The sequence below is a fragment of the Rhizobium sp. N731 genome, from assembly GCF_001664145.1.
GTDB classification, from domain to species: domain Bacteria; phylum Pseudomonadota; class Alphaproteobacteria; order Rhizobiales; family Rhizobiaceae; genus Rhizobium; species Rhizobium esperanzae.
In genome coordinates this window covers 1,572,000-1,594,950 of sequence record NZ_CP013601.1, presented here as the reverse complement: position 1 = coordinate 1,594,950, position 22,951 = coordinate 1,572,000, and the positions used below count along the sequence as shown (strand labels likewise).

Below are 22,951 nucleotides of genomic sequence, written 5' to 3'. Positions count from 1 at the left end.
GCGTGGAGGAACCCGCAGAATGCGAAACGAAGAAACAGCTGAACCAGCCTGAGCCGGTTCCTCTTTGGGCGATCTTGGCGCGTGCGCGCCGACCCAGACAATATGTACGGTGCATACTTGTCCTCGACCCTGTTTCATTCGCGCGTTGATCACGCGTTGATCCCAGCCTACAGGCGGCTCCTCCTTTGTCAAGGACGTAGACAAATTGTCGGCTTCCGTGTACTGAACTGGGCTATGGAGATGAGGGTTGAGGACTAAACCCATCATTTCGCGACGGCTGAGAACTGGACCGACCTTACATTAGGGATACACCTCGAACTAATTGGAACGATTAGCCGGATGGCAACGACGTCGTCTATCGTACAGACTCCCATCGCACGAAAAATCTCGACCAATACGGTGATCCGAACCGTGTTAGCCAAGGGGAAGATCTCGCGCGCCGATATTGCCAAGCTGACCGGCCTGTCGAAACAGACGATTTCCGATGTCGTGCGCGATCTTGAGGATGACGGGTGGCTGAAACCTGTCGGGCAGACCGATGGTCGTCCCGGTCGGAATGCGATCATCTATGAAATCAACGCAAGCGCGGGCCTGGCGGTCTCCATCGATCTCGGAGGTACCAAGATCGCTGCGGCTATCTGCGATTTGTTGGGTAACGTCGTTGCGGAAACCAAAGTGCCCACCGACCCACGCGGCGGACCGCATCTCGTCAACCAGTTCAGCGACCTGATCACTCAACTCGCGCTTGCGGCGGGGACGACTGCCGACAAGCTGCGTCTCGTCGTTCTTGGCAGTCCCGGCGTCCTCGATCCGGCTACCGGACATATCAACGTCGCGCCGAACATTCCCGGCGTGGACGCAATGGATCTGCGGCAAGCGTTCAGCGACAAGATGGGCATACCGGTGATCATCGAAAATGACGTCAACCTCGCCGCGCAAGGGGAGAGATGGCGGGGACACGGCGTCGAGGTCGGCAGTTTTGTTTTCGTGGCGCTTGGGACGGGCGTCGGCATGGGCATTATCGCCAATGGCGCGCTGTTGCGCGGTGCCCGCGGCGCGGCCGGCGAAATTGCCTATCTTCCACTCGGCGGCGATGCTTTTGATCCAGGCGGTTTTACACTGGGAACCTTCGAGAGCGCGGTCGGCAGCGTCGCCATGCTGCGGCGCTACACCGGTTTCGGCGGGCGCAACGCCTCTAGCGTGGCCGACCTCTTCGCTGCGTTCAATGCAGGCGAAACGAGCGCCATCGCCGCAATCGAAGAGACAGCGAGACTGGTGGCGATCGCCATTGCCGCCATCGGAGCAACTCTCGACCCGGAACTGGTGATCACCGGCGGCAGTATCGGTGCAAGGCCGGAGCTCGTAAACGCCATCCGCGCTTTTCTGCCGCGTTGCACCCCTTACCCGCCGCGGATCGAGATCAGCCGCTTCGGCAACCGCGCCGCTCTCATGGGAGGCATGGGTATCGCCGTCGAGCGCATGCATGACGATCTGTTCGGTGTAAAATTGCAGGACGCTTGACGATCGCAGCGGCTCGCAATCAGCCGATGCGCCACTTGCGAAGCGCGGCAAATGCGCTAGATTTTGCGTCATGATAACAGCAACGCAGATACGCGGCGCGCGTGCCATGATCGGAATGAGCATCGAAGAGCTCGCCGCCGCAAGCGGCCTGCCGGTCGAAACCGTGACAGCGTTGGAAAAGGGCGAGTTTGAGGGCGAGCCGCATGCGCTGTTCGACGTGCGCAGCACGCTCGAGGCGCATGGCATCATCTTCCTGTCGAGCGGCAATCAAGATGAAGGCGGCCCCGGCATCCGGTTGCGGGCACGCACATCAACCGATGATGGCATCCGGCCGGAAAATCTCAATGCCGCCAATGACGACTGACCAGATCCGTCTGTCAGGTTTCGCGGTCCGATCCTTTATTGCGGGAACCGCGTGTCAGAGATAGGTCTTGGCAAGGTCGGCGAGTTTGCCGCCGTCTCTCACGCCCTGTCTGTAAAGCTGAATGATAACCGCACCGATCCTCTCGGCTTCCGGCGTCGTTCTGACCAGGCCGCGTTCGTCGCAGACCTTGTCGAGCACTTGCGAAAGCAGATCGAGATCTTCCGAAAAGAGCGGTAAATCATGCGGATGAATTGATGACCGTAACATCACGCCGCACTTCCCTCCGAGGGCAAACGCCTACACGCTTGCATCGCCGGCTGCCCTCCGCAACCGGCAATGAAGTTATTATGCGTGAGGGTCCGAACTTTAGCAACTGCGCAAACTCCTGCGGAACAAAATTTCCTTCCGCATTTGCAGCAGGGATCCGAACCGGCTCAGGCGTGTTGCGATCTTTCAGATCCGCTGTTCGGCTTCATCCTGATCTGGCGTTACCGCAACATGCTTCAGCCGTTGCGGCGGCCGCCAGCAGCGATGAACGGCGGATCGATGAAGCCTTCCATGATCACCTTGGCGGTCAGCTCGATCACTCGTTCCTCGGCAAGTTCGGCAAGCGCGAGGGCAACGTCGCCCTCTGGCCAGCCGGCCTTGACCGCCTCGTCCGACAGAGCTTGGAAAGCATCGGCAAGGGCCTGCCTGCAAGTTAGGTTCTGGTTCATATCCGCCATGCGCTCGCACCAGGCCATCTCTGAGAGGAACAATCCTAATCTACACATATTCGCAAAAATGCGAAGCGCCAAAAGGTTCTCTGAAATTTAAAACCAGACTATTCAGCGCAAAATTCTGTATAGCCTTAACAAAAACAAACAAATATCAGTCCATACTATTGATGGATTCTCAAAAAGAACTAGAAGAGCTATTTTTCAACCACTCCCGTTAAGAGAGTATTTCATCGGATGATTTACTTCAAATGGTCAAAATCGAATTCGATACACTGACCATTTTCTCTGCCCAATGGCATAGACCCAAAGTCCGGCCGTTTTCATCATCTTCCCGCCACCCTGTCAATCAGCTTCGGGATATTCCCGGTGCGAGCATGACCATCAATCGCGTCGTGGTGAAGAGGAGCTTAAAGCGGTTCGGCCGTTGGGCATCGGAGGATGGCGGCGAATGCCGACCGGCGTGATCACCTTATTACCATAACGGCACCACACTGCCGTCAAAGTCCGCCGTACCATTGCCTCGGCGCGTTCAATTTTTTCAGGAGGTAAAATGTCTATCGAACTGGACGCTACTACCTATGTTCACGCCAAGCCAACGACCGCTCATTCTTATATCCTGCCGGCCGTTGTCGACGTTCTTGAAAACAGTTTTCACGAGGCAAACGAAACGGCGGTCTTTGATCTCGGCTGCGGCACCGGCGGCGCTGCCTCGGTGCTTGTGGAGAAAGGCTACGACGTCGTCGGCGTCGATCCGTCGGAGGACGGTATTGCGAAAGCGAAAGCGGTCCATCCCGATCTTCCGCTGGAAATCGGTTCCGGCTACGACGATCTTTCCAGCCGCTACGGGACCTTCGATGCGGTGATCAGCATAGAAGTCGTGGAGCATGTTTACGACCCGAAGGCTTTCTCGGCGACCATGTACGATCTGGTGAAACCGGGAGGCATCGCGGTCGTATCGACGCCTTTTCACGGTTACTGGAAAAATCTGGCTTTGGCGGTAAGCGGAAAGATGGATGACCATTTCATGCCGCTCAAAGACCACGGCCACATCAAATTCTGGTCCCCGGGGACACTCAGCACGCTGCTGCTCGACACAGGCTTCGAAGACGTCGACTTCGAATATGTCGGGAGAATTCCGCTTCTGGCAAAGTCGATGATTGCAATCGCGCAGAAACCGCACTGACCCGTCCGCTACCGCGGCCACGCACGCGCGGCGCTCACCATTAACGTGATGTGCTGACTGGGATTTCAAGGGGATAAATGGTCGGGGCGACTGGACTCGAACCAGCGACCCCTTGACCCCCAGTCAAGTGCGCTACCGGGCTGCGCTACGCCCCGACCTGCCGAAACGGCTTGATTGCTTTATGAAATCGGCCTTCATAGCGCAAGGGGAAAATGATGGTCGTGGAATAAAAATAGAACGGAAGGCGTCGAAAAGCACAGATCGGCGCAAACAGTCCCACGAAAGTCCCACGCGATGTTTCCGATGCGTTCCGAGAGCGAATTCGGGTTGACCATCCTTTCCATTTGAATCGCAAGGCGTGCTCAGCCTTAAATGACCGGAGTCTCGTCGTCTGCAGTAGAAGCGTTCTCATTTGCAATCTGCGCCCGACCTTTGGCGATTGCAGCTTCTTTTCATCAGCGATGGCTTTGAGTACCGCCATCTTTGCGTTTCCGCCTCTCCCAAGATCCTGATCGCCAACAGACACTTGATGTTGAAAAGCAATCGCGAAACAGAGAGTGAAGTCCGATGTCACCACAGGCGGACATGGCTGGGTTGTTGGATTCACCGCAGGCAGACCACCATTTGCTTTTGGTCTCACCGCTCTACCTCAATCGACAGAGACAGTGGAGGAAGTCGCAGTGCGTAAGCCGATCATACTATTTGCCTTTGCCGCGTTCGCCCTACCCGCTGATGCGATGGCGCAGTCGCCTGAGCTCGAGGATACCTGCAAATCCGTGGCAAAGAGCTTCTTCATGACCGATCAGCTCGCTATCGGCACCGTGCAATCGTTTCCCGAGTTGAAGCCGCCAGGTGTCCGCATGTCGTATTCGACGCGGCAGGGAACCGCGCCGGCCGAAATGACCGACATATTCGAATGCGAGTTCGACAAGGCGGATAAGCCGCACAACCTGGCGCGCTTCTGCGTATCGAGCACGTGCTATTCACCGAACGCCGATGACGGTGACCGCAAGCGCCGCTTCGACGAAATGCGCATTCTCCTCAACCGCGCTGAGAAATAGGATGGCGCCGTGCTCGGCATGATGGGTGGAGATGAAGCGTTTCGCGAAGGAAGCAGTGCGCCCGGTAACGTTCAGATTGCGACGACCTTCAGCCGACCTTCGGCGGTCTGGCGGGGCTGCCACGCCCGATAGTTGGCAATCGAAAAATGCGGAGTTTCGAAAGGCGTGGCGTGGGTTTCGGTGATGACGGTGACGTCGGCGCCGGCGGCCTCGCCGGCAAGAATGCCGGCAACGGCATCTTCGAAGACCAGGCAGTTTGCCGGGTCGACTCCGAGGCGGCTTGCACCGAGCAGATAACCCTCGGGGCTGGGCTTGCCGGCCACGACCTCCCGACCGCTGACCATCACCTTCGGCATTGGAATGCCGGCTGCAGCCATGCGGCGCCTGGCGAGTTCGATCGGCGCCGAGGTGACGATCGCCCATCTGCCGTCGGGGATGGCGTTGAGGAAGCGGGCGGCATCGGGAATTTCGATGATGCCGGAGACGTCCTCCATCTCCTCGGCCAGCAGCAGATCCGCCTCGTGCACCGGATCGACACCCGGCAGGCCGAGGCCGCGGATCACGTCGGAGGCACGAATGCCGTGGATCGTTTTCAGGAAAACCTCCGGCTCAAAACCATGTCGTTTTGCCCATGCGCTCCAGACGCGCTCGACGACGGCAATGGAATTCAGCAGCGTTCCGTCCATATCGAAGAGGAAGGCGTCATAGGATCTGTCGAGGACGTCGTGGTGACCGGGCACGGGTGTTTCCTTGCGAACACGAGGCAATCGGGCTCTCCGGCAGGCGAGTAGCCGAGAGCGACGACGGCGTCAACGTCAGTCGTTGATGTCCGGATGCGTGACGTTGCGAACATCGGCCAGACCACGTGCGGCGTCGCGATTGCCGGTCGCGGCGGCGGCTTCGAAGATTCGCATCGCGTCACCGTACATTTTCAGATTGAGATAGCAGTAGCCGCGCAGCACCATCAGATCGATCCGCTCCTGCTGCAACTGGGCGCGCTGATCGAGATAGATCAGGGTTTCACGGTAACGCCCCGCGTCGAAGGCCGACAAGGCGCGATCGGCGAGGATCGCCACCTGCAGTTCTGCAGCGCGCTGGCGGCTCTGCGGCGCCTTGGTTGCCGCAACGGCGGCATTGCTGGAGAGACCGGCGCGCAGATAGGCGAGGCTCTGACCATAGGCTGCGTCTTCGCGGATCTTGCGGACCGGGCTCTGCAACGCCGTCTCGAAGGCCGAGACCGCCTCCATCGGCCGGTTGATATCCATCAGGCACCAGCCACGCGACAGCGCCTCGCCCGGCCCGAGTCGTCCCGCGTCAATGGTCGTCGAGCAGTCCCGCACCTGGCGCGGACCGCGCTCGACAGTCACCGTCTGCATCGCCGGCCTTGCGGCGCGGATGGCGACGTCCGGTCCCGGCTGCCGCACAGTCGGCCGCTCGGCCGGAAGCGGCGCCATTGAAGCGGCCGGACGCTGCCGCGGCTCTACCGGCTGGCCCGGCTGCTGCGGCGCGAGCGGCGCCTTTGAGGACTGGGTATCGGCGCCCGACGCCGGCAAGGAAGTGTCCTGAAGATCGGCGATTCGCGACGACCGGCCGGCCCAGCCGCGCTGGAGGTCGAGGACGCCCTTGCGGTCGTTCAGCTGCTCACGCGTGACGGCAAGGCCATAGGCGGATGGTTCGTCATCCGGCTTCCATGCCAGCGCGGTTTCGAACCAGCGCGCGGCGGTCTGGATCTGGTTGAGAGAACGGGCGTACCAGCCGAACTGCTGCGCCGTCGGTACATATTTCCGGGCGATGACTTCGGCTGCGATCCGATGAAGCACGTCCTCGGTCAGATCGGCCGGCGGTTGCAGCGCCATCAGGTTGGCGGTGGCGGCAAGATAGGTCGCGGTCGCATCATCGGAATCGGCGCGCCAGCGGAACATCACGTCCTCGGCTTCCTGAGGCGCCTTGCGGGCGATCAGCACCAGCGCCAACCCCTGCGAGGCGGCCGCCGTATCCTCCCTGTCGCGGGCGGCACGAAACCACTTTTCGGCAAGGGCAGGATTGTTGCGGCGAAGCTGGTGCCAGCCGAGCAGCAGCGCATCGGAGGCCAGCCCCTGGCTTTCGGCGAGCTTTTCGAGATGAGCGATATAATTCGGCGCGATGGCGAGCTTCGGGTCGTCATTGCTTTCAGCGACAAAGCGTCGGGCAAGGTTGTCGCGGATTGCATCGAATTCCCTGCTGCCGTCGACAGCAGGCTTTTCCAGCGCCAGCAGCGCCTGCATCGGCTGGTAGTCAAGCAGCGTCGAGGCTTTTTCGACCGTCGCCTGCCGTTCGGCAGCGTCGGCGCAGTTCTTCAGGATATAGGCATAAGCATCCTGCCCGCGCTGCGCCCTCTCCGTCCGGATGAAGGCCTCGGCGACACGCCAGAGCACGTCGACCTCGCTGCAGGTGAGCAGGCTCGGCGTCGCGGCGGCGATATCGACCACGGTCGCATATTGCTTGAGATCCGAAGCGTTGATGAGGCGGGAGCGGGCCTCGGCGACACCAAGCCGCTCGAGCAGATCAGCCGGCGGCTGCCATCCGGCGTCGGCGGCCTGACGGTCGGCGATCGCTTTGCGCAACTCCGCATAGCGGCCATCGGAATAAAGCTTCCACATGGCCTCGAGCTGCTTGTCGCCGTTTTGCGGCACGGCGAGCGGATCGGCCGGCGGAACCCAGTTTGGATAAAGCGCCTGAAGCCGAGAGATTTCAGCCCGCAGACGCACTTTGTCGCCGCGGCTGGCAAAATAACGAAGCGCGCTTTCATCAACGGCAGGCGGCGCGGACGCCGCGGCCTTTTGAGGCGCCGGCGGGTCGGAAACGATCGGCGGTGCGACCGGCGCCGGCTCTGCAGCTGTCTGAGGCGCGTCAGGTTGCGGTGCTGCCGGCTGCTCTGCAACGGCATTCGGCTCATCGCTGCTCTGTGCCGGTGGCGGCGACGAAGTGATCGCTTCGATCCTGTCGGCGACGCTCTCGGCATTGAATTCGGAATTGCCCGCGGGAGCGTCGTCCGGCTTGATGCGCCCCATCATCAACAGCTCCGGCGCCGGCCTGTCTGCGGAGCCAAGGCCGAGCTTTTGCTGCAGGGCGGCACGATCCTTCAGTCCGGTGACGAGGGTCGCCACCACGACTGCCGCTGACATCGCCACGAGAGAAGCTTTCACAGACACTCCGGATGCTTCTCCCCGATATAGGCCAGGCCCAGCAGTTGAAGCGTGGACGGATAATAGAGCGTGGGTGCGAATTGCAGAGCCGAGACCGGCAGCCTCGTCCCGTCGATTACACAGGCCACAACATCGTTAACAATTCTATAACCCGGGTCCAGCAACACGGTCTTCGGCCGGCCGGTGGTCAGATCGATCGTGACCGGAATGCCATTCTGCGACATGCCCGTTCGCAGGCGGTTTAACAGCGCCTTGTCTCTGATGCCGCCGCGCGCGAGATAAAGCGGGATGCGAAGAGCATTATAGGCAAATTCGGCGTCGAAACCCTCTGCCGGTCGCGGTGGGCCGCTGAGGCTGACCCATTCGGCAGGAAGCTTGCGCGGACCGAACTGCATCGTCTTCAACAGCGCCACGCCGTCGTCCGAAAGCTTTTTCCAGGCATCGGAGGGAGCAAGCGCTGCCATGACGGGCATTGCCTCGTAAATCCAGTAGGAAGGATTGACGACAGGGCCGTCGTCACGATCGGCAGCGCCAAAACCTTCGCTGCCCGGCATCAGCAGCGTCCGGCCCGCCGAGCGGACGACGGCTTTCGCAAGCAGCGCCTGCGCCATGCGGGAGGCGGCGAGGATATAGTCGTTGCGCTTCCATGCGGTGCCGGCAAGCGCCAGGGCATAGGCGATCAGCATGTCGCCATCCGTGGCATTATTGGTGTCGGTCACGTGCGGCTTGACGTTGGGATCCCATTTCCAGACGGCCAGGCCATCGTCGCGCAACAGCAGCTCGGTACGGGTAAAATACCAGATCTGCTCGAAATCCGCAGGGCTCGCCGAGAGATAAGCGAGCAGCATGCCATAGCCCTGCCCTTCGCTATGGCTGATATTGCCGTTGCCGTTATCGATGATCCGGCCGCTCGCATCGAGAAATTTCGCCTTGTAGGCGGACCACGCATCGGCATTGATCATCGCCGGCTGCGCGGCGGCGGACGGGCCTGCCGGGGCGAACGCAGCCATCGCCGCAAGCAGAAGCACGCGCCACCACCTCATTTGGACCGCCCCAGCGTTTTGAGCATACGCGAGGTGGCGAGGCCGATCAGCAACACGAAGACGACGAGTAGCGAAGCATAGGAGAGGATATTCGTCGACAACCAGTTGGCGGCGATCAAGCGGTAATTGGCGATAGACCAGGGCGTGGACGGGACGAAATCGAAGCGGGTGACGGGCACTGTATCGATCTTGCCGGTCTTGCTCGAATAGGTGGTGATATGGCCTGATATCTGCGGCCAGTTCAGCTGACCGGTCAGCACCTCGAGCCCTTCGCGCAGATCCTTTGCCGATGGTGCCGCCACCACGGTCCATGAACCCTCTCCCAGGGGGCCGGAGCCTTGCGCAACCATGAGCGTGTCGGCGTTGGAGGGAGTGAAGACCGTCTCGGCGCCGGGGATGAACTGCAGCGAACTGCGGGTGATATCGAAATTGCGCCCCAGCCATTCACGGAAGGCGGTAATGCGGCTGCGCAAGATACCGCCGCTGACCTTGGAATTCCACGTCTCGAAGGCCGTGCCGGTATCGACGGCACCTGGCTCCGTGTCGGCCACCGGACGCCACGAGGCTTGGCTCGCCGTCGAGATGTTGGCTTGCGTCAGCGCGGTTGCCGGCATCTGCGAAATCGAGCCGATGAAGATGGCGTCCCGATCGCCAATCGTATTCGGCGAAGCTACGGTTTCGACGGCGATCGGATGGCCGGCCATCACCGCCATCTGACCGAGCAGCGTAGCCGCGGCCGAAAGCGTATCGGCATCGACGCGATCGATGAAGAGCGGCGTCGGTTCCGTCGCCCGGCCATAGGGATAGGCCGTGCCGGAAATGGCGGCCAGATTCGGACGCTGCCCAACGCGGGCAAAATCCGGAATGTGCACTTCGGAGGTATCGAACAGGGCAAAACGGGGATTGGCACCGGCGGTAGCACCCGGAGCGCAAGCGGTATCGTCCTTCGTCATCAGGATCGTCTCGATCCCAATCGTATTGAGGCCCGGTTTGAAGTGGCGCATCGTCACGCGGATCGGCAGATGACGGAGAATGCCCCCGGTGGTCGAAGTAAGCGGCACGGTGGAGGCAATGTTGTCGTTGACGTAAATATCGATATGGCTGCCTGGCAGCACATTGTCGGTATAGGCGGCATCGAGCATCACCTTCGCCTCGCCATAGGCATTGGCATAAAAATCGGCCGGCACGGCGACATTGAAGCTGGTGCGGAACCGCCGGCCGGAAAATTCCGTCGTCTTGACGCCGAGTTGCGAGAGGGCAATGCTGGTGTCGGAAAAGACCAGCGGCGCATTCGGCGCGCTCCAGCGCTCGGTGGTCAGCGCATCGCGGCGGACATCCGCGGACCTGTCCGTCGGCGAAACGATGGTATCGATCGCCGAGGACACGGCTTGCCAGGAGGGGCCGCTGATCAGAAGCACCGGCGAGCCGCTGCGCGGATCGGTCACGAAAGCCGCGAGCGGCGCGCTTTCGGCCCCGGGCGGCAGGCCGGGAAAGAACGGCCGCAGCTCCGCGGCAGTCCCGACGAGCACGCCGAGCTTGCCAGGACCGGCGGCCGGGAGGGAGGCAGCGCTGAAGGCAAATATCTGATTCGGCATGCTGCTCAGCACCGACAGACCCTGTGCCAGCCGCAACAACGGCTTGGTCGTCCCCGGCTGCTCCAGCGCCGGGACGACAATATCGAACTCCGTCCTGCCGGCGCCATCGACGCCGATGGCGCGGATCGCGTCGGCACTCGAAAGCTCCGCGGCATTGCCGCCGGCAAAGCTCAGAAAGGTTCCGGCCGGATCGATATTCGACCATAATTCATAGGTGGACTGGATGCTGCAATCGGTGCGATGGCGTTGCTCTGCCTGGAAGGTCACAAGATTGGCGCCCGGCTGCAGCAGGCCGGAGGGAACTTCGAAAGTGACGGCGGAAAAGCCGTCCGCCGAGCTGACCCGCTGCTGACCGATCGGACGATTGTTGAGATAGACGGTCAGCGCGGAGGCTTCCGGCGCGACGACGATCGAATTCTGATAGGCGAAGGTGAAACTCGCCTTGGCGGCCGCCTGCTCGGGAGTCAAATAGACAGACCATGACCGGCGGTCATATTCGCCGCTGAGGCTGAATTTCGAAAAGGGCACTAGATACCGCCTCATATCGCGGTGGCGCGGCTGCGAAGCGGCATTCGCCGCCGCGCCAGGCTGAGGCGCCGGCGTCGCCGGTTGCGGCACGGCAGTGATCGGCGCAGGAACGGGCGTGGGCGTTACGGAAATGGGTGGCGTGACAGGTACTGGCGCCGTCGCTGCGGGCGGAGCGGGCGGAGCTAATCTCGGGGCGGTGGACGCGCCGGGCGGCCGCTCGCCGGACATATCGAAGGGCGCCGTCTGCGCCTGGGTGACAGCGGGGGCATGCAACAGGAGAAGCGCGGCGGCGACGATCTTTCTCATCCGGCATTGACCTTTGCCGCCCGCTGCTGCGCCTCCCGCTCCGGCCGCATGCTGCGGAAGAGGTAAACCAGGCCGCGGCTGGTCTGATAGAGCGACAGGCCGAGAAACCAAATGGTGCCGCGGATGAGGCCCGGATTGCGGCGGCGCGATTCCTGAAACTGGGTCCACTGATCGGAATTGGCAAACATCAGATCGGCGATCAGGCGATGATCAAGCGCGCTTTTCGGCACATATTGGCAGCCGACATTGCTGATGTCGCCTGATGGCTCAATGTTGCGGACGATCAGCGGCAGGGTTTCCAGATCTGCCCCGCTATAGGGCCGGAAGCGCATCTCTCCGGGGGCGCCGACGAGCAGTTCATCGAGATGCTTGTTGAAGATATGCAGCCTTGCACCGTGGACGGAGACATCCTCGATCGAGGCCGCATACCACTTGCCGTTGGCGTAAAACTCGCAGCGCCGGTTGACGCGGACGCGGCGGGACAAAGCGCGCTCGCCACGTTCCGACACGACGCCGAGCGCGCAGCCGGCCATGATCAGGTTGATGATGTTCCACCCGCCGACGACAAGTGTGACGTCGGCCTTATAGGGCTCGGCATAAATCCTGTAGAAGGTGATGACGAGCGCGATGATCTGTACCGCAAAGATTACGAAGAAGGGACGGCTGATCTCAGACAGGCGGCTGACGGCGATCGATTCGTCCTTGGCGGTGACCTTGAAGGTCGGCTTCCGCGGATTGAGCATGACCGAGACGACGGCCGGCAGCAGATGCACGGTCTGGACATATTCGTAAAGCTCGGAAATCCAGGGCCAGCGGAAGGATCCGTAGAGGTAGTTCTGCATCATCAGGTTCACGAGCATATAGGCAAGCGTATAAGCAAGGAATTCGCCGCCGGAGGCCGTGAAGATTTCCAGGTCGAAGAACAGGTAGAAGAGCGGCGCAAACAGGAAGATCGTGCGCGGGAACGGGAAGAGCCAGAAAAGCGTGGATGACATGTAGCACAGGCGCTGCGGGATCGACAGGCCGCGCTTCAGAAGCGGGAAGCGGAAGCGCAGGATCTGCATCATCCCCTGCGCCCAGCGGCTGCGCTGGCCGATGAAGCTTGCGAAAGTGGCCGGTTGCAGCCCGGCGATCAGCGGCTTGTCGACATAGATGCTGTTCCAGCCGCTGCCATGGAGAGCCAGCGCCGTCTCGCAATCCTCGGTAATGCTGATACCGGAAAAGCCGTTCTGGGATTCGAGCGCCTTGCGGCTCAAGACTGCAGCCGAGCCGCAGAAGAAGGCGGCGTTCCATTTGTCGAGGCCGCGCTGGATGATGCCGTAGAACATCTCATTCTCGCTAGGCATTTTTTCGAAAGTGCGCAGATTGCGTTCGAGCGGATCGGGATTGATGAAGAAATGCGGGGTCTGGACGAGAAAGAGCTTCGGGTCGTCTTCGAAGTAGCCGACCGTCTCGAGCAGGAAATCGCGAGCCGGCGCGTGGTCCGCGTCGAAGACGGCAATGAGTTCGCCGGTCGAATGTTTCATGCCGTTGTTGAGATTGCCGGCCTTGGCATGCTCGTTGCGGTCGCGCGTGAGATAGGTGACGTCAAGATCCTGGCAGAGCTGCTTCAGCTCGACATGGCGGGCCGCCGCCGCCTGGGCCTCGAGCAACTTGCCGGAATTGCGCTTCTGCAGGGTGCCGCCGTCGTCGAGCAGCCAGACATGCAGCTTGTCGGCCGGATAGTCCATCGCCTTGGCGGCAGCCAGCGTGTTTCCGAGAAGGCCGGCATCCTCGTTATAGGAAGGCACGAACACGTCGACATGGGGCAAGCGCCCGGGATTGGCGGCTCGCGATGGGCGCGACGGAAGCGGTGTGGCAACGATGAAAAGGCTGAGCGCCAGCATCGCGACGCTGTACATTTCGGCAAGATAGAGCAGCAAGCCGGGAATGAAATTCTCAGGCTGGTTCAGCGGCGGCAGGGTGTTGGTGGTGCGCCAATAGACGTAGCGCAGCACGATCGACGTTCCGAAGGCAAGCGCCACCAGGCGCCATGTCCCCTCGCCCTTCAGAATCTTAATGAGCGCCATCACTGTGACGACCGTAATGCTGGTGATGAGCTGGGTCTGCAGATTAACCGGCAGAGTGATCAGCACAATCATGCAGAGCGAAACAACGGCCCATATGAAGACACTGCGGGCTTTGCGCATCGACGTTCCTTCGAAATTGCGCCGGGGCACCGTCTGTTACCCCGGGGCATACTCTATCTCCGGCAGACGGCCGTCATGGCCGCGTCGCCTATGCAGTCCGGCGAGGGCACCGTGACGCCGATCGCTCTTGCCGATTGTTCCAACGGCGCGGCGGCCGGATCCGGCGCGGCACTCGTCTGTGGCGCCTCGCTCGGCAGCGGCACGCGCGGGCCGATGGGCGTCGGCAAGGGCGCGGCGCCCTGCGCCGGTTGCTGGCTTGGGGCGCTGCGAACCGGAGCTGTCCGTGGCAGGCGGACTATGGCAGGCGCCGGCTCGTAGCCGATCGGCATCGGGCTGGCGCGATATCCGCTCTCATCGGGATAGATCGGTTCACCGGTACGACCGAGCGCCGCGCTGGCGGGGGGCGGGTTACCGTACGGATTCCAGGTCGGGCCGTCGAAGGTGCCGGTGATGGTATAGCCGTAGACGATGCCAAGCAGCTGGCGCTCGGTGGCGCGGGCATCGCACAGGCGCAGGCGCAGCTGGATCATGCCGAAATTGCGCGCCTGGGTATTGGCGGCCGCGCTCGAGCGGATCTGCTGCCAGGCATAGATGCAGGTATCGCCGGCGTGGCTGTGGCCGGAAGCATAGCCGAAGGGGCCATAGGCGTTCTGCAGGAAGGTCGCCGATGTCGCCATCGGCACGCCGGGAGCCGAACGGGCCACCTCGCGGGCAATGCCGCTCTCGTTGATCATGCTGAAGCTGACATTGCCTATCCCGGGATTGGCCCCGGAAGCGCCGAAGAACTCGGCTCTCAGAAAATTCTGGCCGGGTACGGAAGATGAGGTGAACAGCGAGATCGTCTGCTCGACTCCATTGCCGCGCTTGCGCTCGACGACGTTGACAATCGACGGTCCGCCCGGCGGCGGCAGGACCAGCGCCTTTTCAGGCGCCACCGTCTCCGGTCCGGAAGGCTGTCGCACACCGCCTGTCGACGTGCAGCCGGCCATCAGACCCGCCACGGCCAACAGCGATATCGTCTTCCCCAAGCGCATGTCTCGAGCCGCCGTAATCGTCTTTGCAGATATCCATTCGCAGACCGAAACGCGACGGACCGTCGAATCAACGGCCACCCGGCCGTTCACCTGACATAAATCGCCGACATGGTTAACGAAGAGTAAAGAGCCCGACCCTGATGCCACCAGACGACTCGCGTTGAACGTGATTCGGACAGCTCAACCGTATGGTGCATAAACCGGTTTAGCAACAAACAATCGGCGCCCCGGCCTCTCCCACGACGCCAAGGCGGTAGCGGAACTATGCGGTATGGCGGGCGTTGCCTTGATGTCCAGAGTTCAAAAAGGAGATTATCCCATGCGCAAGATCATGCTGGCTACAGCCGCCATGCTGACCATCTGCTCGGCCGCCTTCGCACAGAGCACGGTGATTGTCACCGATCCCGCACCAACCGGCTCCGTCGTCCTGCCAGGCGAGGTGCGCACCTATGTCATGGAGCAAAACACGCCATCCGTCGTCTATGACGGCGAAATCACGGTCGGCGCGACGCTGCCGGATACGATCGAAGTCCACACGGTGCCCAATGTCGATGGCTATGCCTACACCGTCGTCAACGAGCGGCGCGTGATCGTCGAGCCGAAGACGCACCGCGTGATCCAGGTTCTCGAATAAGGGATTGGGGGCTGGAAACGCGAGTCCTGTACGACTTCACGTCCCCTCATCTCCCGCGCTCACCGGCACGTTCAAGAGTTCACGGATCTTATGAGCGAGTTGCTCCAGGCTGAATGGCTTGGCGAGCAGCGAGACGCCGTGGTCGAGCACGCCATTGTGGACGATGGCATTGCGCGTGTAACCCGTGGTGTAAAGAATCCGGATCGCCGGCCATTTTTCTTGAACGGCATCAGCTAGCTGACGTCCGCTCATCTGCGGCATAACGATATCGGTGAAGATCAGATCGACGTCGGGATTCTCCTCCAAAAGGAGAAGCGCCTCCACGCCGCTTGCCGCCTGCAACACGCTGTAACCGAGTTCGTGGAGGCTTTCGGCAGTCATGGTGCGGACGTGTTCATCGTCCTCCACCACCAGGATTGTATCATTGACGCTTCCCTGAGGAATCGGCTGGGCCCCGGCGGCGGCCAGGCGGGGATCCGCCTTGCCGACATGACGCGGCAGATAGATCTTCACCGTTGTTCCCCGGTCGATCTCCGAATAGATCTTGATGTGGCCACCACTCTGCTTGATGTAGCCGTAGACTTGGCTCAGCCCGAGACCGGTTCCCTTGCCGGGTCCTTTGGTGGTGTAAAACGGGTCGAAGGCGCGGTCGATTACATCGGCCGACATGCCGATTCCGGTGTCGGTGATGCTGATCATGACATACTGGCCCGCCTCAACCTCCGAATGCATCCGCGAATATCGCTCGTCCAGTTCGGTATTGGCGGTCTCGATCGTCAGATGACCGCCGCCGGGCATGGCGTCGCGCGCATTGACGGCAAGGTTCAGCATGGCGTTTTCGAGTTGGCTGAGATCGGCGAAAGTCGGCCAGAGGCCACCGGCAAGCACGGTCTCGATTCGGATATGTTCGCCGAGCGTGCGCCGCAGCAACTCCGACATGCCGCCGACCAGCTTGTTGACGTCGATCACCTCCGGCGCCAGTGGCTGCTGACGAGAGAAGGCGAGAAGACGTGCGGTCAATACCGCGGCTCGCTGGGCTCCATCTCTGGCGTTCTGAAGAGAGTTCAGCAGGCGCGGATCCTCGCGTCCGGTCATCCGCCGCTGGGCGAGATCGAGATTGCCGATGATGATTGCCAGCATATTGTTGAAATCATGGGCGACGCCGCCAGTGAGCTGACCGATCGTCTCCATCTTCTGCAGCTGGCGCACCTGCGCCTGGGCCGCGGCATTCTCTTCCATTTCATGCCTGAGTTCGGCAGTGCGCTGCACCACCGTTTCTTCAAGGCGCGCATTAAAGCTGTTGAGTTCGCTGCGAAGGCGGCTCTGCCTGCCATGGGCGACAACAATCGTCTCCATCAGGCCGATGATGATCACCGCATTGATGAGAAAGGTCGCAAGGCCGATCCATTGGCCGGCGCTCACCGGCCAGAAGGCATCGTGCGGCTCGACGAAAAACTGCTGGACGAGGAAACCGGCGAGTATGGCCGCCACGAGGCCCGGCCCGGCGCCGCCCATGAAACTTGCGAGCAAGATCGCCGGAAGGAAGCTCAGGAAGGGAAATCCGGAGAGATAATCGCTGGCGGCAAGTCTTAGAAGAAAGGTCAGACCGACGAAGGCAACGGCCAGCGGATAGGTATAGCCCGGCCTGTGACGCAGCCAATCCGTGGCACTCAACAAATCCATTCCACACCCCTTCTCGGCCGTCGCGGAAACGGCACCCCAGCTTTTGCACATCGAATTTCGCCGGGCAATATGCTGTTTCCAAAGCGCGGCGCGATCTTTCAGATTCGCTTGCCGCGCCTTACACTTATATGTTTACACATATCGGCGTCTCAAAACGGCTGAACTGTTTTGTGCGACAAGTTTTACACCGCTGCGCGTGGCGTCTTGACGAGCTTCGCAAGCGGTCCACATAAATCTTCGTGCCCGGCAGGGGAATGGGTGGACGGGATCATGAAAGACATATTCATCGTCGAGGACGATGCGCTGATCGCCATGTTGCTGGAGGACATGCTCAGCGATCTCGGCTATCGGGTTTGTGCGAGCGCGCCGGATCTGGAAAGAGCGCTCGCAACCGCCAGGGACGCCGAATTCGACGCTGCAATCCTCGACGTGTCCCTCGCCGGCCGGAGCTCGCTGCCGGTCGCAAAGCTGCTCGACGAACGCGGCAAGCCCTATCTCTATGCAACGGGATATGGCAGCGCCCCGGAAGGCAGCAGCCCCAGCGCGCTCCCGGTGCTGCGAAAGCCGTTCCAGCTCAGCGAGCTCGAGCAGGCGATGAAGCAGCTTTGCGGAATCTAATCAGCGCACCTGATCGAGCAGACGCTTGCATTCCAGGAGGTCGTAGAGGGCCTCCTGAAGCAGCGCCCTGTCTTCCTTGCCGACGCTCGATTTGCCGATCGAGACTTCCGGCTGCTCGTCGTCTCCGGCGACGAAATTGAAGAACCGGCGGGTGATCGGCGGCTTGGCACGGCCGACAATCTGATCCTCCTCCGCCATGGCGACACGCGGTTCCCCGGCGCCCGCCTCCTGCGCACCCGAGGCAAGCGCCTCGACGCTGGCGAGATCGCCATGGCCGACCGATATGACGAACTTGTTGCCGTTGGTCTTCAGAAGCTTCTGCACGCCCTTGATCGTATAGCCGTGATCATAGAGCAAATGCCGGATGCCCTTGAGAAGGTCGACATCCTCCGGCCGGTAGTAGCGACGGCCGCCGCCGCGTTTCATCGGCTTTATCTGAGGAAACCGCGTCTCCCAGAAGCGCAGCACATGCTGCGGCAGATCAAGATCGTCTGCGACTTCGCTGATGGTGCGAAAGGCATCGGGGCTCTTGTCCAACGTCATACTGCTACGCAACCTCGCAGGCTCGATCCAACGGCGACTCACCATATTTCAAAGGTTTGGCGCCGACAATTCAAGTCATGTGTCGACGTTGCGCACAGGCGATGGATGATGCGGGAGAAAAAAGCCGTTCCGACCAGGCGGAAGACCGATATCAGAGAGCCGGATTCTGCGGCTTCAGCTTGACCTTGCGAGAGACGTGCGCCTTGAGGATGCGCGTCTTCAGCACGTTCGATGCCTTGAAGGTCATCACCCGGCGGGGAGAGATCGGAACCTCCTCGCCGGTCTTCGGATTGCGGCCGATCCGCTCATTCTTGTCGCGAACCTGAAAGGTCGCGAAGGAAGAAAGCTTGACGGTTTCACCGCGCACGATGGCGTTGCAGATTTCGTCGATGACGGTTTCGACAAGTTCGGCGGATTCTGTCCGGGAAAGCCCAACCTTTCGGAAAACCGATTCCGCCAGGTCTGCTCGCGTCACTGTTTTTCCGGTCATGGTTTCCCCGCCCATTACAAATTATTTTGTGAAAGCGATCGAAGAGTATTTGTCTTGCGCCTCACGGTCAAGCTCTTGTTCGCCGCCAGTTTTTTAGGATTTGCGCTTACCAGCGCAACAGAACGGCGCCCCAGGTGAAGCCGCCGCCCATCGCTTCGAGCATCACGAGGTCACCCTTCTTGATGCGGCCGTCGCCGGCAGCGGTCGCAAGCGCGAGCGGGATCGAGGCGGCCGAGGTATTGCCGTGCAGGTCGACGGTGACGACGACCTTGTCCGCATCGATGTTCAGCTTCTTCGCCGAACCGTCGATGATGCGTCGATTGGCCTGGTGCGGCACCAGCCAGTCGAGGTCTTCCGCGGTTGTCCCGGTCGAATCGAAAGCGGCCTGAATGACATCGGTGATCATGCCGACGGCATATTTGAAGACTTCGCGGCCTTCCATGCGCAGCTTGCCGACGCTGCCCGTCGTCGACGGTCCGCCATCGACATATAGCTTGTCCTTGTGCGAACCATCGGAGCGCAGATGCGCGGTCAGCACGCCGCGATCGGCAGAGGTCCCCTCACCTTCTGCCGCCTCGAGCACGATCGCGCCGGCGCCATCGCCGAAAAGCACGCAGGTGGTGCGGTCGTTCCAATCGAGAATGCGCGAAAAAGTCTCGGCACCGATGACGAGAACGCGCTTTGCAAGGCCACCGCGGATATAGGCGTCGGCGGTCGTGACCGCATAGACGAAGCCGGTGCAGACGGCCTGGACGTCGAAGGCAAAACCGTGGCTCATGCCGAGACGGTTCTGGATGTTGACCGACGTTGCCGGAAAGGTGTTGTCCGGCGTCGAGGTGGCACAGATGATAAGATCGATATCGGCGGGCATCAGGCCGCCATTGGCAAGCGCCGCACGCGCGGCCGCCTCGCCAAGCGAGGCCGTCGTCTCGTCGTCGCCGGCGACGTGACGCTGGCGGATGCCGGTGCGCTGGACGATCCATTCGTCCGACGTGTCGACGATGGCCTCCATATCACGATTGGTCATCACGCGCTTCGGAAGTGCGGCTCCGAATCCGCGAACCACTGAACGGATCATATTCGATTGAACCCCATAGCTCATGCCGCTTCCGGGCCTATGGGAGGCAGCCGCTTGGCATGATATTTCTTAAGATCGTTTTCTATTTTCTGATTGAGGCCGTTCTTAGCCATATCGTAGCCGACCTCGATCGCAGCAGCGATGCCTTCGGCATTGGCACCGCCATGACTCTTGATGACGATGCCGTTCAGCCCGAGAAACACGCCGCCATTGACCTTGCTCGGGTCGAGCTTCTCACGAAGCATATCGAAGGCGCTCTTGGCGAAGAGATAACCGATACGGGCGAGCAGGGTGCGCGACATGGCGGCACGCAGATATTCGGCGATCTGCTTGGCGGTGCCTTCAGCGGTCTTGAGCGCGATATTGCCGGAGAAGCCTTCGGTGACGACGACGTCGACCGTGCCCTTGCCGAGATCGTTACCCTCGACGAAGCCGGAATATTCGAGCGAATCGATATTCGCCTCGCGCAACAGCCGGCCGGCCTCCTTGACCTCTTCCTGGCCCTTCACCTCTTCGACACCAACGTTCAGAAGGCCGATCGTCGGGCGTTCGATCTCGAACAACGCGCGCGCCATCGCGCCGCCCATCAGGGCAAAATCCATCAGTTGCTGCGCATCGGCGCCGATCGTCGCACCGACATCGAGCACGATGCTCTCGCCCTTCAGCGTCGGCCAGATCGCCGCGATCGCCGGGCGCTCGATATTGGCCATCGTGCGAAGACAGAATTTCGCCATCGCCATCAGAGCGCCGGTATTGCCGGCCGAGACGGCAACATCGGCGTCGCCGGTCTTCACCGCCTCGATCGAGCGCCACATGGTGGAGACATAGCGGCCGCGGCGCAGCGCCTGGCTCGGCTTCTCTTCCATGCTGACAGCAAGCTCACAGTCGTGAAAGACCGATTTTTCCCTGAGTTTCGGGAATTTGGCGAGAACGGGATCGCACTGTTCCTTAAGGCCGTAAAAAACGAAGGAAATATCCGGATGCCGGTCCAGCGCCTTGGCGGCGCCGGGGATGACAACCTGGGGACCAAAGTCGCCACCCATGAGGTCGAGAGATATTCTGATCACGCGTCCCTGATCCTTCTTTTCGCCGAGGGGCGAAATTTCGGCCAAAATACCGGTTTTGGCGTCGCATACAACTGAATTATGTCAAATGCCAGAGGTGCTTCAGTCCTTTTTCCAGTCCTTGAGGACCGCGAAAGCGGAGGGCTTTTTGTCGTTTTCGCCACTATCCTCGATATGGCCCTTGAACTCGACACCCTCCTTGCGGGGATAGGGATCGATCGCGAGAGCAGCGAATTCGGCAACCACCTCGCCGGCATCGATCGTGTCCCCGACAAAGGTCTCGGGCAGATCGGGACCATCGGGATCGAGCAGCATCTCGCCGGCGTTACCGGGCTGGCGGGCAAGCTTGGAACCCTCAGGCACGAAGATCTGCTCGAAGCTTTCGTCGATCACGGCCTCGACCGGTTCCAGCGTCACGACGCAGGACTGAACGATCTTCGCGTGTACGCGGCCCTTGACACGCACGCCGTCGCGTTTCCAGCGGGCGATCTGCAGATCGGCGCTGAGATCGTCGACGGAGACGACGCTCCAGGCCTCGGCAAGCGCCTTCAACTCGCTGGCATCGGCCTCGATACGGACCTCGACGGGATTGGCCGAGATGTGGCCGACCTTGACGTGATAGGAGAAGGGAACATCCCGATCGTTCTTCATCGTTTCCTCCTTCAGGCGACCGGCGGCAGCGTTGCCGAGCCGCTAACGATCAGCTCTTCCGGAACGGCGGACAGATGGGATTCTGCGGCCATCATCCAGCTGGCCAGGCCGGACATATCGGCCGGTGTCTCGGTTTCCGGGTGGATATTGCGCGTTAATGCAAGCGCCAGCGCTTCGCCATCGCCGGCGTCCATCGCCTTCGAATAGGTTTCGAGCCGGCCGTAGAACATGCCGGCGAGCTTCTTCATGCGTTTCGGCACGCTGTTGTCGCCGATGCCGAGCTCGCGGATCGAGTAGTCGATGTCCTGAAAGAAGGCATCGACGATCTCCTGGGCAATCTCCTGACCGCTGACGGCCGAGGCGCGCGTGCGGCGAAAAAATAGAATCATCACGATCGACAGCATTTCGAAGCGGCCCATGACCGTATCCGGTACATTGAGCCGCTCGTAGAGATCGGGCATGCGCGCGGCTGCGGTCAGCGCCGCATATTGCCTGTCGACGATCACCTGATTGTTGTTTTTCTTGCGGAAGAGCCCGAGGATCATTGTTTTTTCCGGAAATGCCTCATTCTTCACGCCGGCTGGCGTCCGGCCTTGTTGCATGATTTCGAAAGCTGGTTTACCGAAGCAGGCGCGAATTGCAATGCCGATCGTAGCCTGTTTCGGGACGATGCCTTCGAGGTGTCGGCGGAACGAATTCGGGACATTCGACCCGGAATGGCCACAATGGTTTTGCAGGAGGAAGCGTGTAAGGCCCAAACGGCTGCTATCGACACTCAAGGGAGTAGATGTCGTTGAAGAAACGGTATTTCAAGTCTGACATGAAATTCTTCAGCAACGCGGCCATTGCCTTCATAATCGCCTCCACCACTGCTCTTTCCGGCTGCCAGACCAGCACCGTGCTCAACGGCGGCTATGTCGTCGATCAGCAGTCGCTCAATCTCGTTCCGGAAGGCTCCAGCCGCGAACAGGTCCTGCTGTCGCTCGGCACGCCGTCGACGACAGCGACTTTCGATGGTGAGGTTTTCTATTATATCTCGCAGCGTCGCACGCGCGCCGTCGCCTTCCAGAAGCTGAAGGTCGTCGACCAGACCGTTCTGGCCATCTATTTCGACAAGGGCGGCGTCGTCACCCGTCGCGCCAACTATACGCTGCAGGACGGCAAGGTCTTCGATACGATCTCGCGCGTCACGCCGACCGGCGGCAAGGAACTCACCTTCCTGCAGCAGATGCTCTCCGGCGGCAGCGCGGCGAGTGCTGCCCGCAGCCTGTTCGGCGGCGGCGCCGGCGGCACGCCGCAAAATCCGAGCAGCCTGCGCTGAGCGAACATGCTTTCCACGAAAAACCCGCCGGATCGCTCCGGCGGGTTTTTTAGTGGATGTCATCTCGGCCGGGGCGCACATCTCGGCCCAGTAAATTGTCGAGGCCTGCCCATCCGCCTGCGGCACCCCTCGTTTTGACGG

At 61.0% G+C, this 22,951-nt stretch carries 22 protein-coding genes and 1 tRNA gene; 7 read left to right on the top strand and 16 right to left on the bottom strand.

Going from position 1 to position 22,951, the window contains the following annotated elements:
- The first annotated feature begins 339 nt into the window (after positions 1-339).
- Positions 340-1,521: an ROK family transcriptional regulator gene (locus AMK02_RS07870; protein ID WP_064801733.1), complete on the top strand. Its 1,182-nt coding sequence runs from the start codon at positions 340-342 to the stop codon at positions 1,519-1,521.
- Positions 1,522-1,591: 70 nt separating this feature from the next.
- Positions 1,592-1,885 carry a helix-turn-helix domain-containing protein gene (locus AMK02_RS07865; protein WP_064801731.1) on the top strand — a complete coding sequence of 98 codons (294 nt, stop codon included), beginning with the start codon at positions 1,592-1,594 and terminating at the stop codon, positions 1,883-1,885.
- A 54-nt stretch (positions 1,886-1,939) separates the two neighbouring features.
- On the opposite strand, the gene AMK02_RS07860 is transcribed toward AMK02_RS07865, so the two are convergent.
- Positions 1,940-2,152, bottom strand: a complete 213-nt coding sequence (locus tag AMK02_RS07860; protein WP_064801730.1) for a hypothetical protein — start codon at positions 2,150-2,152, stop codon at positions 1,940-1,942.
- 236 nt (positions 2,153-2,388) lie between these two features.
- Positions 2,389-2,610, bottom strand: coding sequence for a hypothetical protein (locus AMK02_RS07855; RefSeq protein ID WP_064806073.1), 222 nt, complete (start codon positions 2,608-2,610; stop codon positions 2,389-2,391).
- Between the two features lie 544 nt (positions 2,611-3,154).
- On the opposite strand from AMK02_RS07855, the gene AMK02_RS07850 reads away from it, so the two are divergent.
- Entirely contained in the window at positions 3,155-3,787 is a 633-nt protein-coding gene (locus AMK02_RS07850) for a class I SAM-dependent methyltransferase (RefSeq protein ID WP_064801727.1), read from the top strand.
- 78 nt (positions 3,788-3,865) lie between these two features.
- On the opposite strand, the gene AMK02_RS07845 is transcribed toward AMK02_RS07850, so the two are convergent.
- Positions 3,866-3,942 (bottom strand) — tRNA-Pro (locus tag AMK02_RS07845).
- A gap of 525 nt (positions 3,943-4,467) precedes the next feature.
- On the opposite strand from AMK02_RS07845, the gene AMK02_RS07835 reads away from it, so the two are divergent.
- A complete protein-coding gene (locus AMK02_RS07835; RefSeq protein WP_064801724.1) occupies positions 4,468-4,848 on the top strand; it encodes a hypothetical protein in 381 nt (126 codons plus the stop codon).
- Positions 4,849-4,919: 71 nt separating this feature from the next.
- Here the strand turns inward: AMK02_RS07835 and AMK02_RS07830 are convergent, their stop codons facing one another.
- The 6 genes from AMK02_RS07830 to bcsN all read right to left on the bottom strand — a co-directional run bounded on the left by AMK02_RS07830 (position 4,920) and on the right by bcsN (position 14,728).
- Entirely contained in the window at positions 4,920-5,588 is a 669-nt protein-coding gene (locus AMK02_RS07830; RefSeq protein WP_064801722.1) for an HAD family hydrolase, read from the bottom strand.
- A 75-nt stretch (positions 5,589-5,663) separates the two neighbouring features.
- A complete protein-coding gene (locus AMK02_RS07825; RefSeq protein WP_064801720.1) occupies positions 5,664-8,033 on the bottom strand; it encodes a hypothetical protein in 2,370 nt (789 codons plus the stop codon).
- Positions 8,030-9,076, bottom strand: coding sequence for a glycosyl hydrolase family 8 (locus tag AMK02_RS07820; protein ID WP_064801718.1), 1,047 nt, complete (start codon positions 9,074-9,076; stop codon positions 8,030-8,032). The genes AMK02_RS07825 and AMK02_RS07820 overlap by 4 nt, the downstream gene beginning before the upstream one ends.
- On the bottom strand, positions 9,073-11,505 hold the full coding sequence (locus AMK02_RS07815; RefSeq protein ID WP_064801716.1) for a cellulose biosynthesis cyclic di-GMP-binding regulatory protein BcsB: 2,433 nt from the start codon (positions 11,503-11,505) through the stop codon (positions 9,073-9,075). The genes AMK02_RS07820 and AMK02_RS07815 overlap by 4 nt, the downstream gene beginning before the upstream one ends.
- Positions 11,502-13,694, bottom strand: coding sequence for a UDP-forming cellulose synthase catalytic subunit (gene bcsA, locus AMK02_RS07810; protein WP_064806071.1), 2,193 nt, complete (start codon positions 13,692-13,694; stop codon positions 11,502-11,504). Before bcsA ends, AMK02_RS07815 begins: the two co-directional genes overlap by 4 nt.
- A 53-nt stretch (positions 13,695-13,747) precedes the next feature.
- Positions 13,748-14,728 (bottom strand): cellulose biosynthesis protein BcsN, encoded by a 981-nt coding sequence (gene bcsN, locus AMK02_RS07805; protein ID WP_064801714.1) that lies wholly within the window; start codon positions 14,726-14,728, stop codon positions 13,748-13,750.
- Positions 14,729-15,047: 319 nt separating this feature from the next.
- Here bcsN and AMK02_RS07800 point away from each other — a divergent pair, with 319 nt between their 5' ends.
- Positions 15,048-15,362, top strand: a complete 315-nt coding sequence (locus AMK02_RS07800) for a DUF1236 domain-containing protein (RefSeq protein WP_064801712.1) — start codon at positions 15,048-15,050, stop codon at positions 15,360-15,362.
- 36 nt (positions 15,363-15,398) lie between these two features.
- On the opposite strand, the gene AMK02_RS07795 is transcribed toward AMK02_RS07800, so the two are convergent.
- Entirely contained in the window at positions 15,399-17,045 is a 1,647-nt protein-coding gene (locus tag AMK02_RS07795; protein ID WP_064801710.1) for an ATP-binding protein, read from the bottom strand.
- A gap of 270 nt (positions 17,046-17,315) precedes the next feature.
- Between AMK02_RS07795 and AMK02_RS07790 the strand changes: the two genes are divergently transcribed.
- Entirely contained in the window at positions 17,316-17,663 is a 348-nt protein-coding gene (locus AMK02_RS07790) for a response regulator (protein ID WP_064801709.1), read from the top strand.
- On the opposite strand, the gene AMK02_RS07785 is transcribed toward AMK02_RS07790, so the two are convergent.
- From AMK02_RS07785 to AMK02_RS07760, 6 genes are all read right to left on the bottom strand, one after another.
- Positions 17,664-18,206, bottom strand: a complete 543-nt coding sequence (locus AMK02_RS07785; protein ID WP_064801706.1) for a MerR family transcriptional regulator — start codon at positions 18,204-18,206, stop codon at positions 17,664-17,666.
- A gap of 151 nt (positions 18,207-18,357) precedes the next feature.
- Entirely contained in the window at positions 18,358-18,696 is a 339-nt protein-coding gene (locus tag AMK02_RS07780) for an integration host factor subunit alpha (protein WP_009987526.1), read from the bottom strand.
- A 106-nt stretch (positions 18,697-18,802) separates the two neighbouring features.
- Positions 18,803-19,774 carry a beta-ketoacyl-ACP synthase III gene (locus AMK02_RS07775; protein WP_011424863.1) on the bottom strand — a complete coding sequence of 324 codons (972 nt, stop codon included), beginning with the start codon at positions 19,772-19,774 and terminating at the stop codon, positions 18,803-18,805.
- A 20-nt stretch (positions 19,775-19,794) separates the two neighbouring features.
- On the bottom strand, positions 19,795-20,841 hold the full coding sequence (plsX, locus tag AMK02_RS07770; RefSeq protein WP_064806069.1) for a phosphate acyltransferase PlsX: 1,047 nt from the start codon (positions 20,839-20,841) through the stop codon (positions 19,795-19,797).
- A gap of 99 nt (positions 20,842-20,940) precedes the next feature.
- Positions 20,941-21,489, bottom strand: a complete 549-nt coding sequence (locus AMK02_RS07765; RefSeq protein WP_064801704.1) for a YceD family protein — start codon at positions 21,487-21,489, stop codon at positions 20,941-20,943.
- An 11-nt stretch (positions 21,490-21,500) separates the two neighbouring features.
- Positions 21,501-22,091 (bottom strand): ubiquinol-cytochrome C chaperone family protein, encoded by a 591-nt coding sequence (locus AMK02_RS07760; protein WP_064815674.1) that lies wholly within the window; start codon positions 22,089-22,091, stop codon positions 21,501-21,503.
- Positions 22,092-22,276: 185 nt separating this feature from the next.
- On the opposite strand from AMK02_RS07760, the gene AMK02_RS07755 reads away from it, so the two are divergent.
- Complete coding sequence (locus tag AMK02_RS07755) at positions 22,277-22,810, top strand: outer membrane protein assembly factor BamE (protein WP_012483371.1); 534 nt, start codon at positions 22,277-22,279, stop codon at positions 22,808-22,810.
- Positions 22,811-22,951: the final 141 nt, after the last annotated feature.

Excerpts from the sequence above, each read along its gene's own strand:
- AMK02_RS07870 (WP_064801733.1), top strand. The coding sequence starts at position 340 with ATGGCAACGACGTCGTCTATCGTACAGACTCCCATCGCACGAAAAATC.
- AMK02_RS07865 (WP_064801731.1), top strand. The coding sequence starts at position 1,592 with ATGATAACAGCAACGCAGATACGCGGCGCGCGTGCCATGATCGGAATG.
- AMK02_RS07860 (WP_064801730.1), bottom strand. The coding sequence starts at position 2,152 with ATGTTACGGTCATCAATTCATCCGCATGATTTACCGCTCTTTTCGGAA.
- AMK02_RS07855 (WP_064806073.1), bottom strand. The coding sequence starts at position 2,610 with ATGGCGGATATGAACCAGAACCTAACTTGCAGGCAGGCCCTTGCCGAT.
- AMK02_RS07850 (WP_064801727.1), top strand. The coding sequence starts at position 3,155 with ATGTCTATCGAACTGGACGCTACTACCTATGTTCACGCCAAGCCAACG.
- AMK02_RS07820 (WP_064801718.1), bottom strand. The coding sequence starts at position 9,076 with ATGAGGTGGTGGCGCGTGCTTCTGCTTGCGGCGATGGCTGCGTTCGCC.
- AMK02_RS07815 (WP_064801716.1), bottom strand. The coding sequence starts at position 11,505 with ATGAGAAAGATCGTCGCCGCCGCGCTTCTCCTGTTGCATGCCCCCGCT.
- bcsA (WP_064806071.1), bottom strand. The coding sequence starts at position 13,694 with ATGCGCAAAGCCCGCAGTGTCTTCATATGGGCCGTTGTTTCGCTCTGC.
- bcsN (WP_064801714.1), bottom strand. The coding sequence starts at position 14,728 with ATGCGCTTGGGGAAGACGATATCGCTGTTGGCCGTGGCGGGTCTGATG.
- AMK02_RS07800 (WP_064801712.1), top strand. The coding sequence starts at position 15,048 with ATGCGCAAGATCATGCTGGCTACAGCCGCCATGCTGACCATCTGCTCG.
- AMK02_RS07795 (WP_064801710.1), bottom strand. The coding sequence starts at position 17,045 with ATGGATTTGTTGAGTGCCACGGATTGGCTGCGTCACAGGCCGGGCTAT.
- AMK02_RS07790 (WP_064801709.1), top strand. The coding sequence starts at position 17,316 with ATGAAAGACATATTCATCGTCGAGGACGATGCGCTGATCGCCATGTTG.
- AMK02_RS07785 (WP_064801706.1), bottom strand. The coding sequence starts at position 18,206 with ATGACGTTGGACAAGAGCCCCGATGCCTTTCGCACCATCAGCGAAGTC.
- AMK02_RS07780 (WP_009987526.1), bottom strand. The coding sequence starts at position 18,696 with ATGACCGGAAAAACAGTGACGCGAGCAGACCTGGCGGAATCGGTTTTC.
- AMK02_RS07775 (WP_011424863.1), bottom strand. The coding sequence starts at position 19,774 with ATGATCCGTTCAGTGGTTCGCGGATTCGGAGCCGCACTTCCGAAGCGC.
- AMK02_RS07765 (WP_064801704.1), bottom strand. The coding sequence starts at position 21,489 with ATGAAGAACGATCGGGATGTTCCCTTCTCCTATCACGTCAAGGTCGGC.
- AMK02_RS07760 (WP_064815674.1), bottom strand. The coding sequence starts at position 22,091 with ATGCAACAAGGCCGGACGCCAGCCGGCGTGAAGAATGAGGCATTTCCG.
- AMK02_RS07755 (WP_012483371.1), top strand. The coding sequence starts at position 22,277 with ATGTCGTTGAAGAAACGGTATTTCAAGTCTGACATGAAATTCTTCAGC.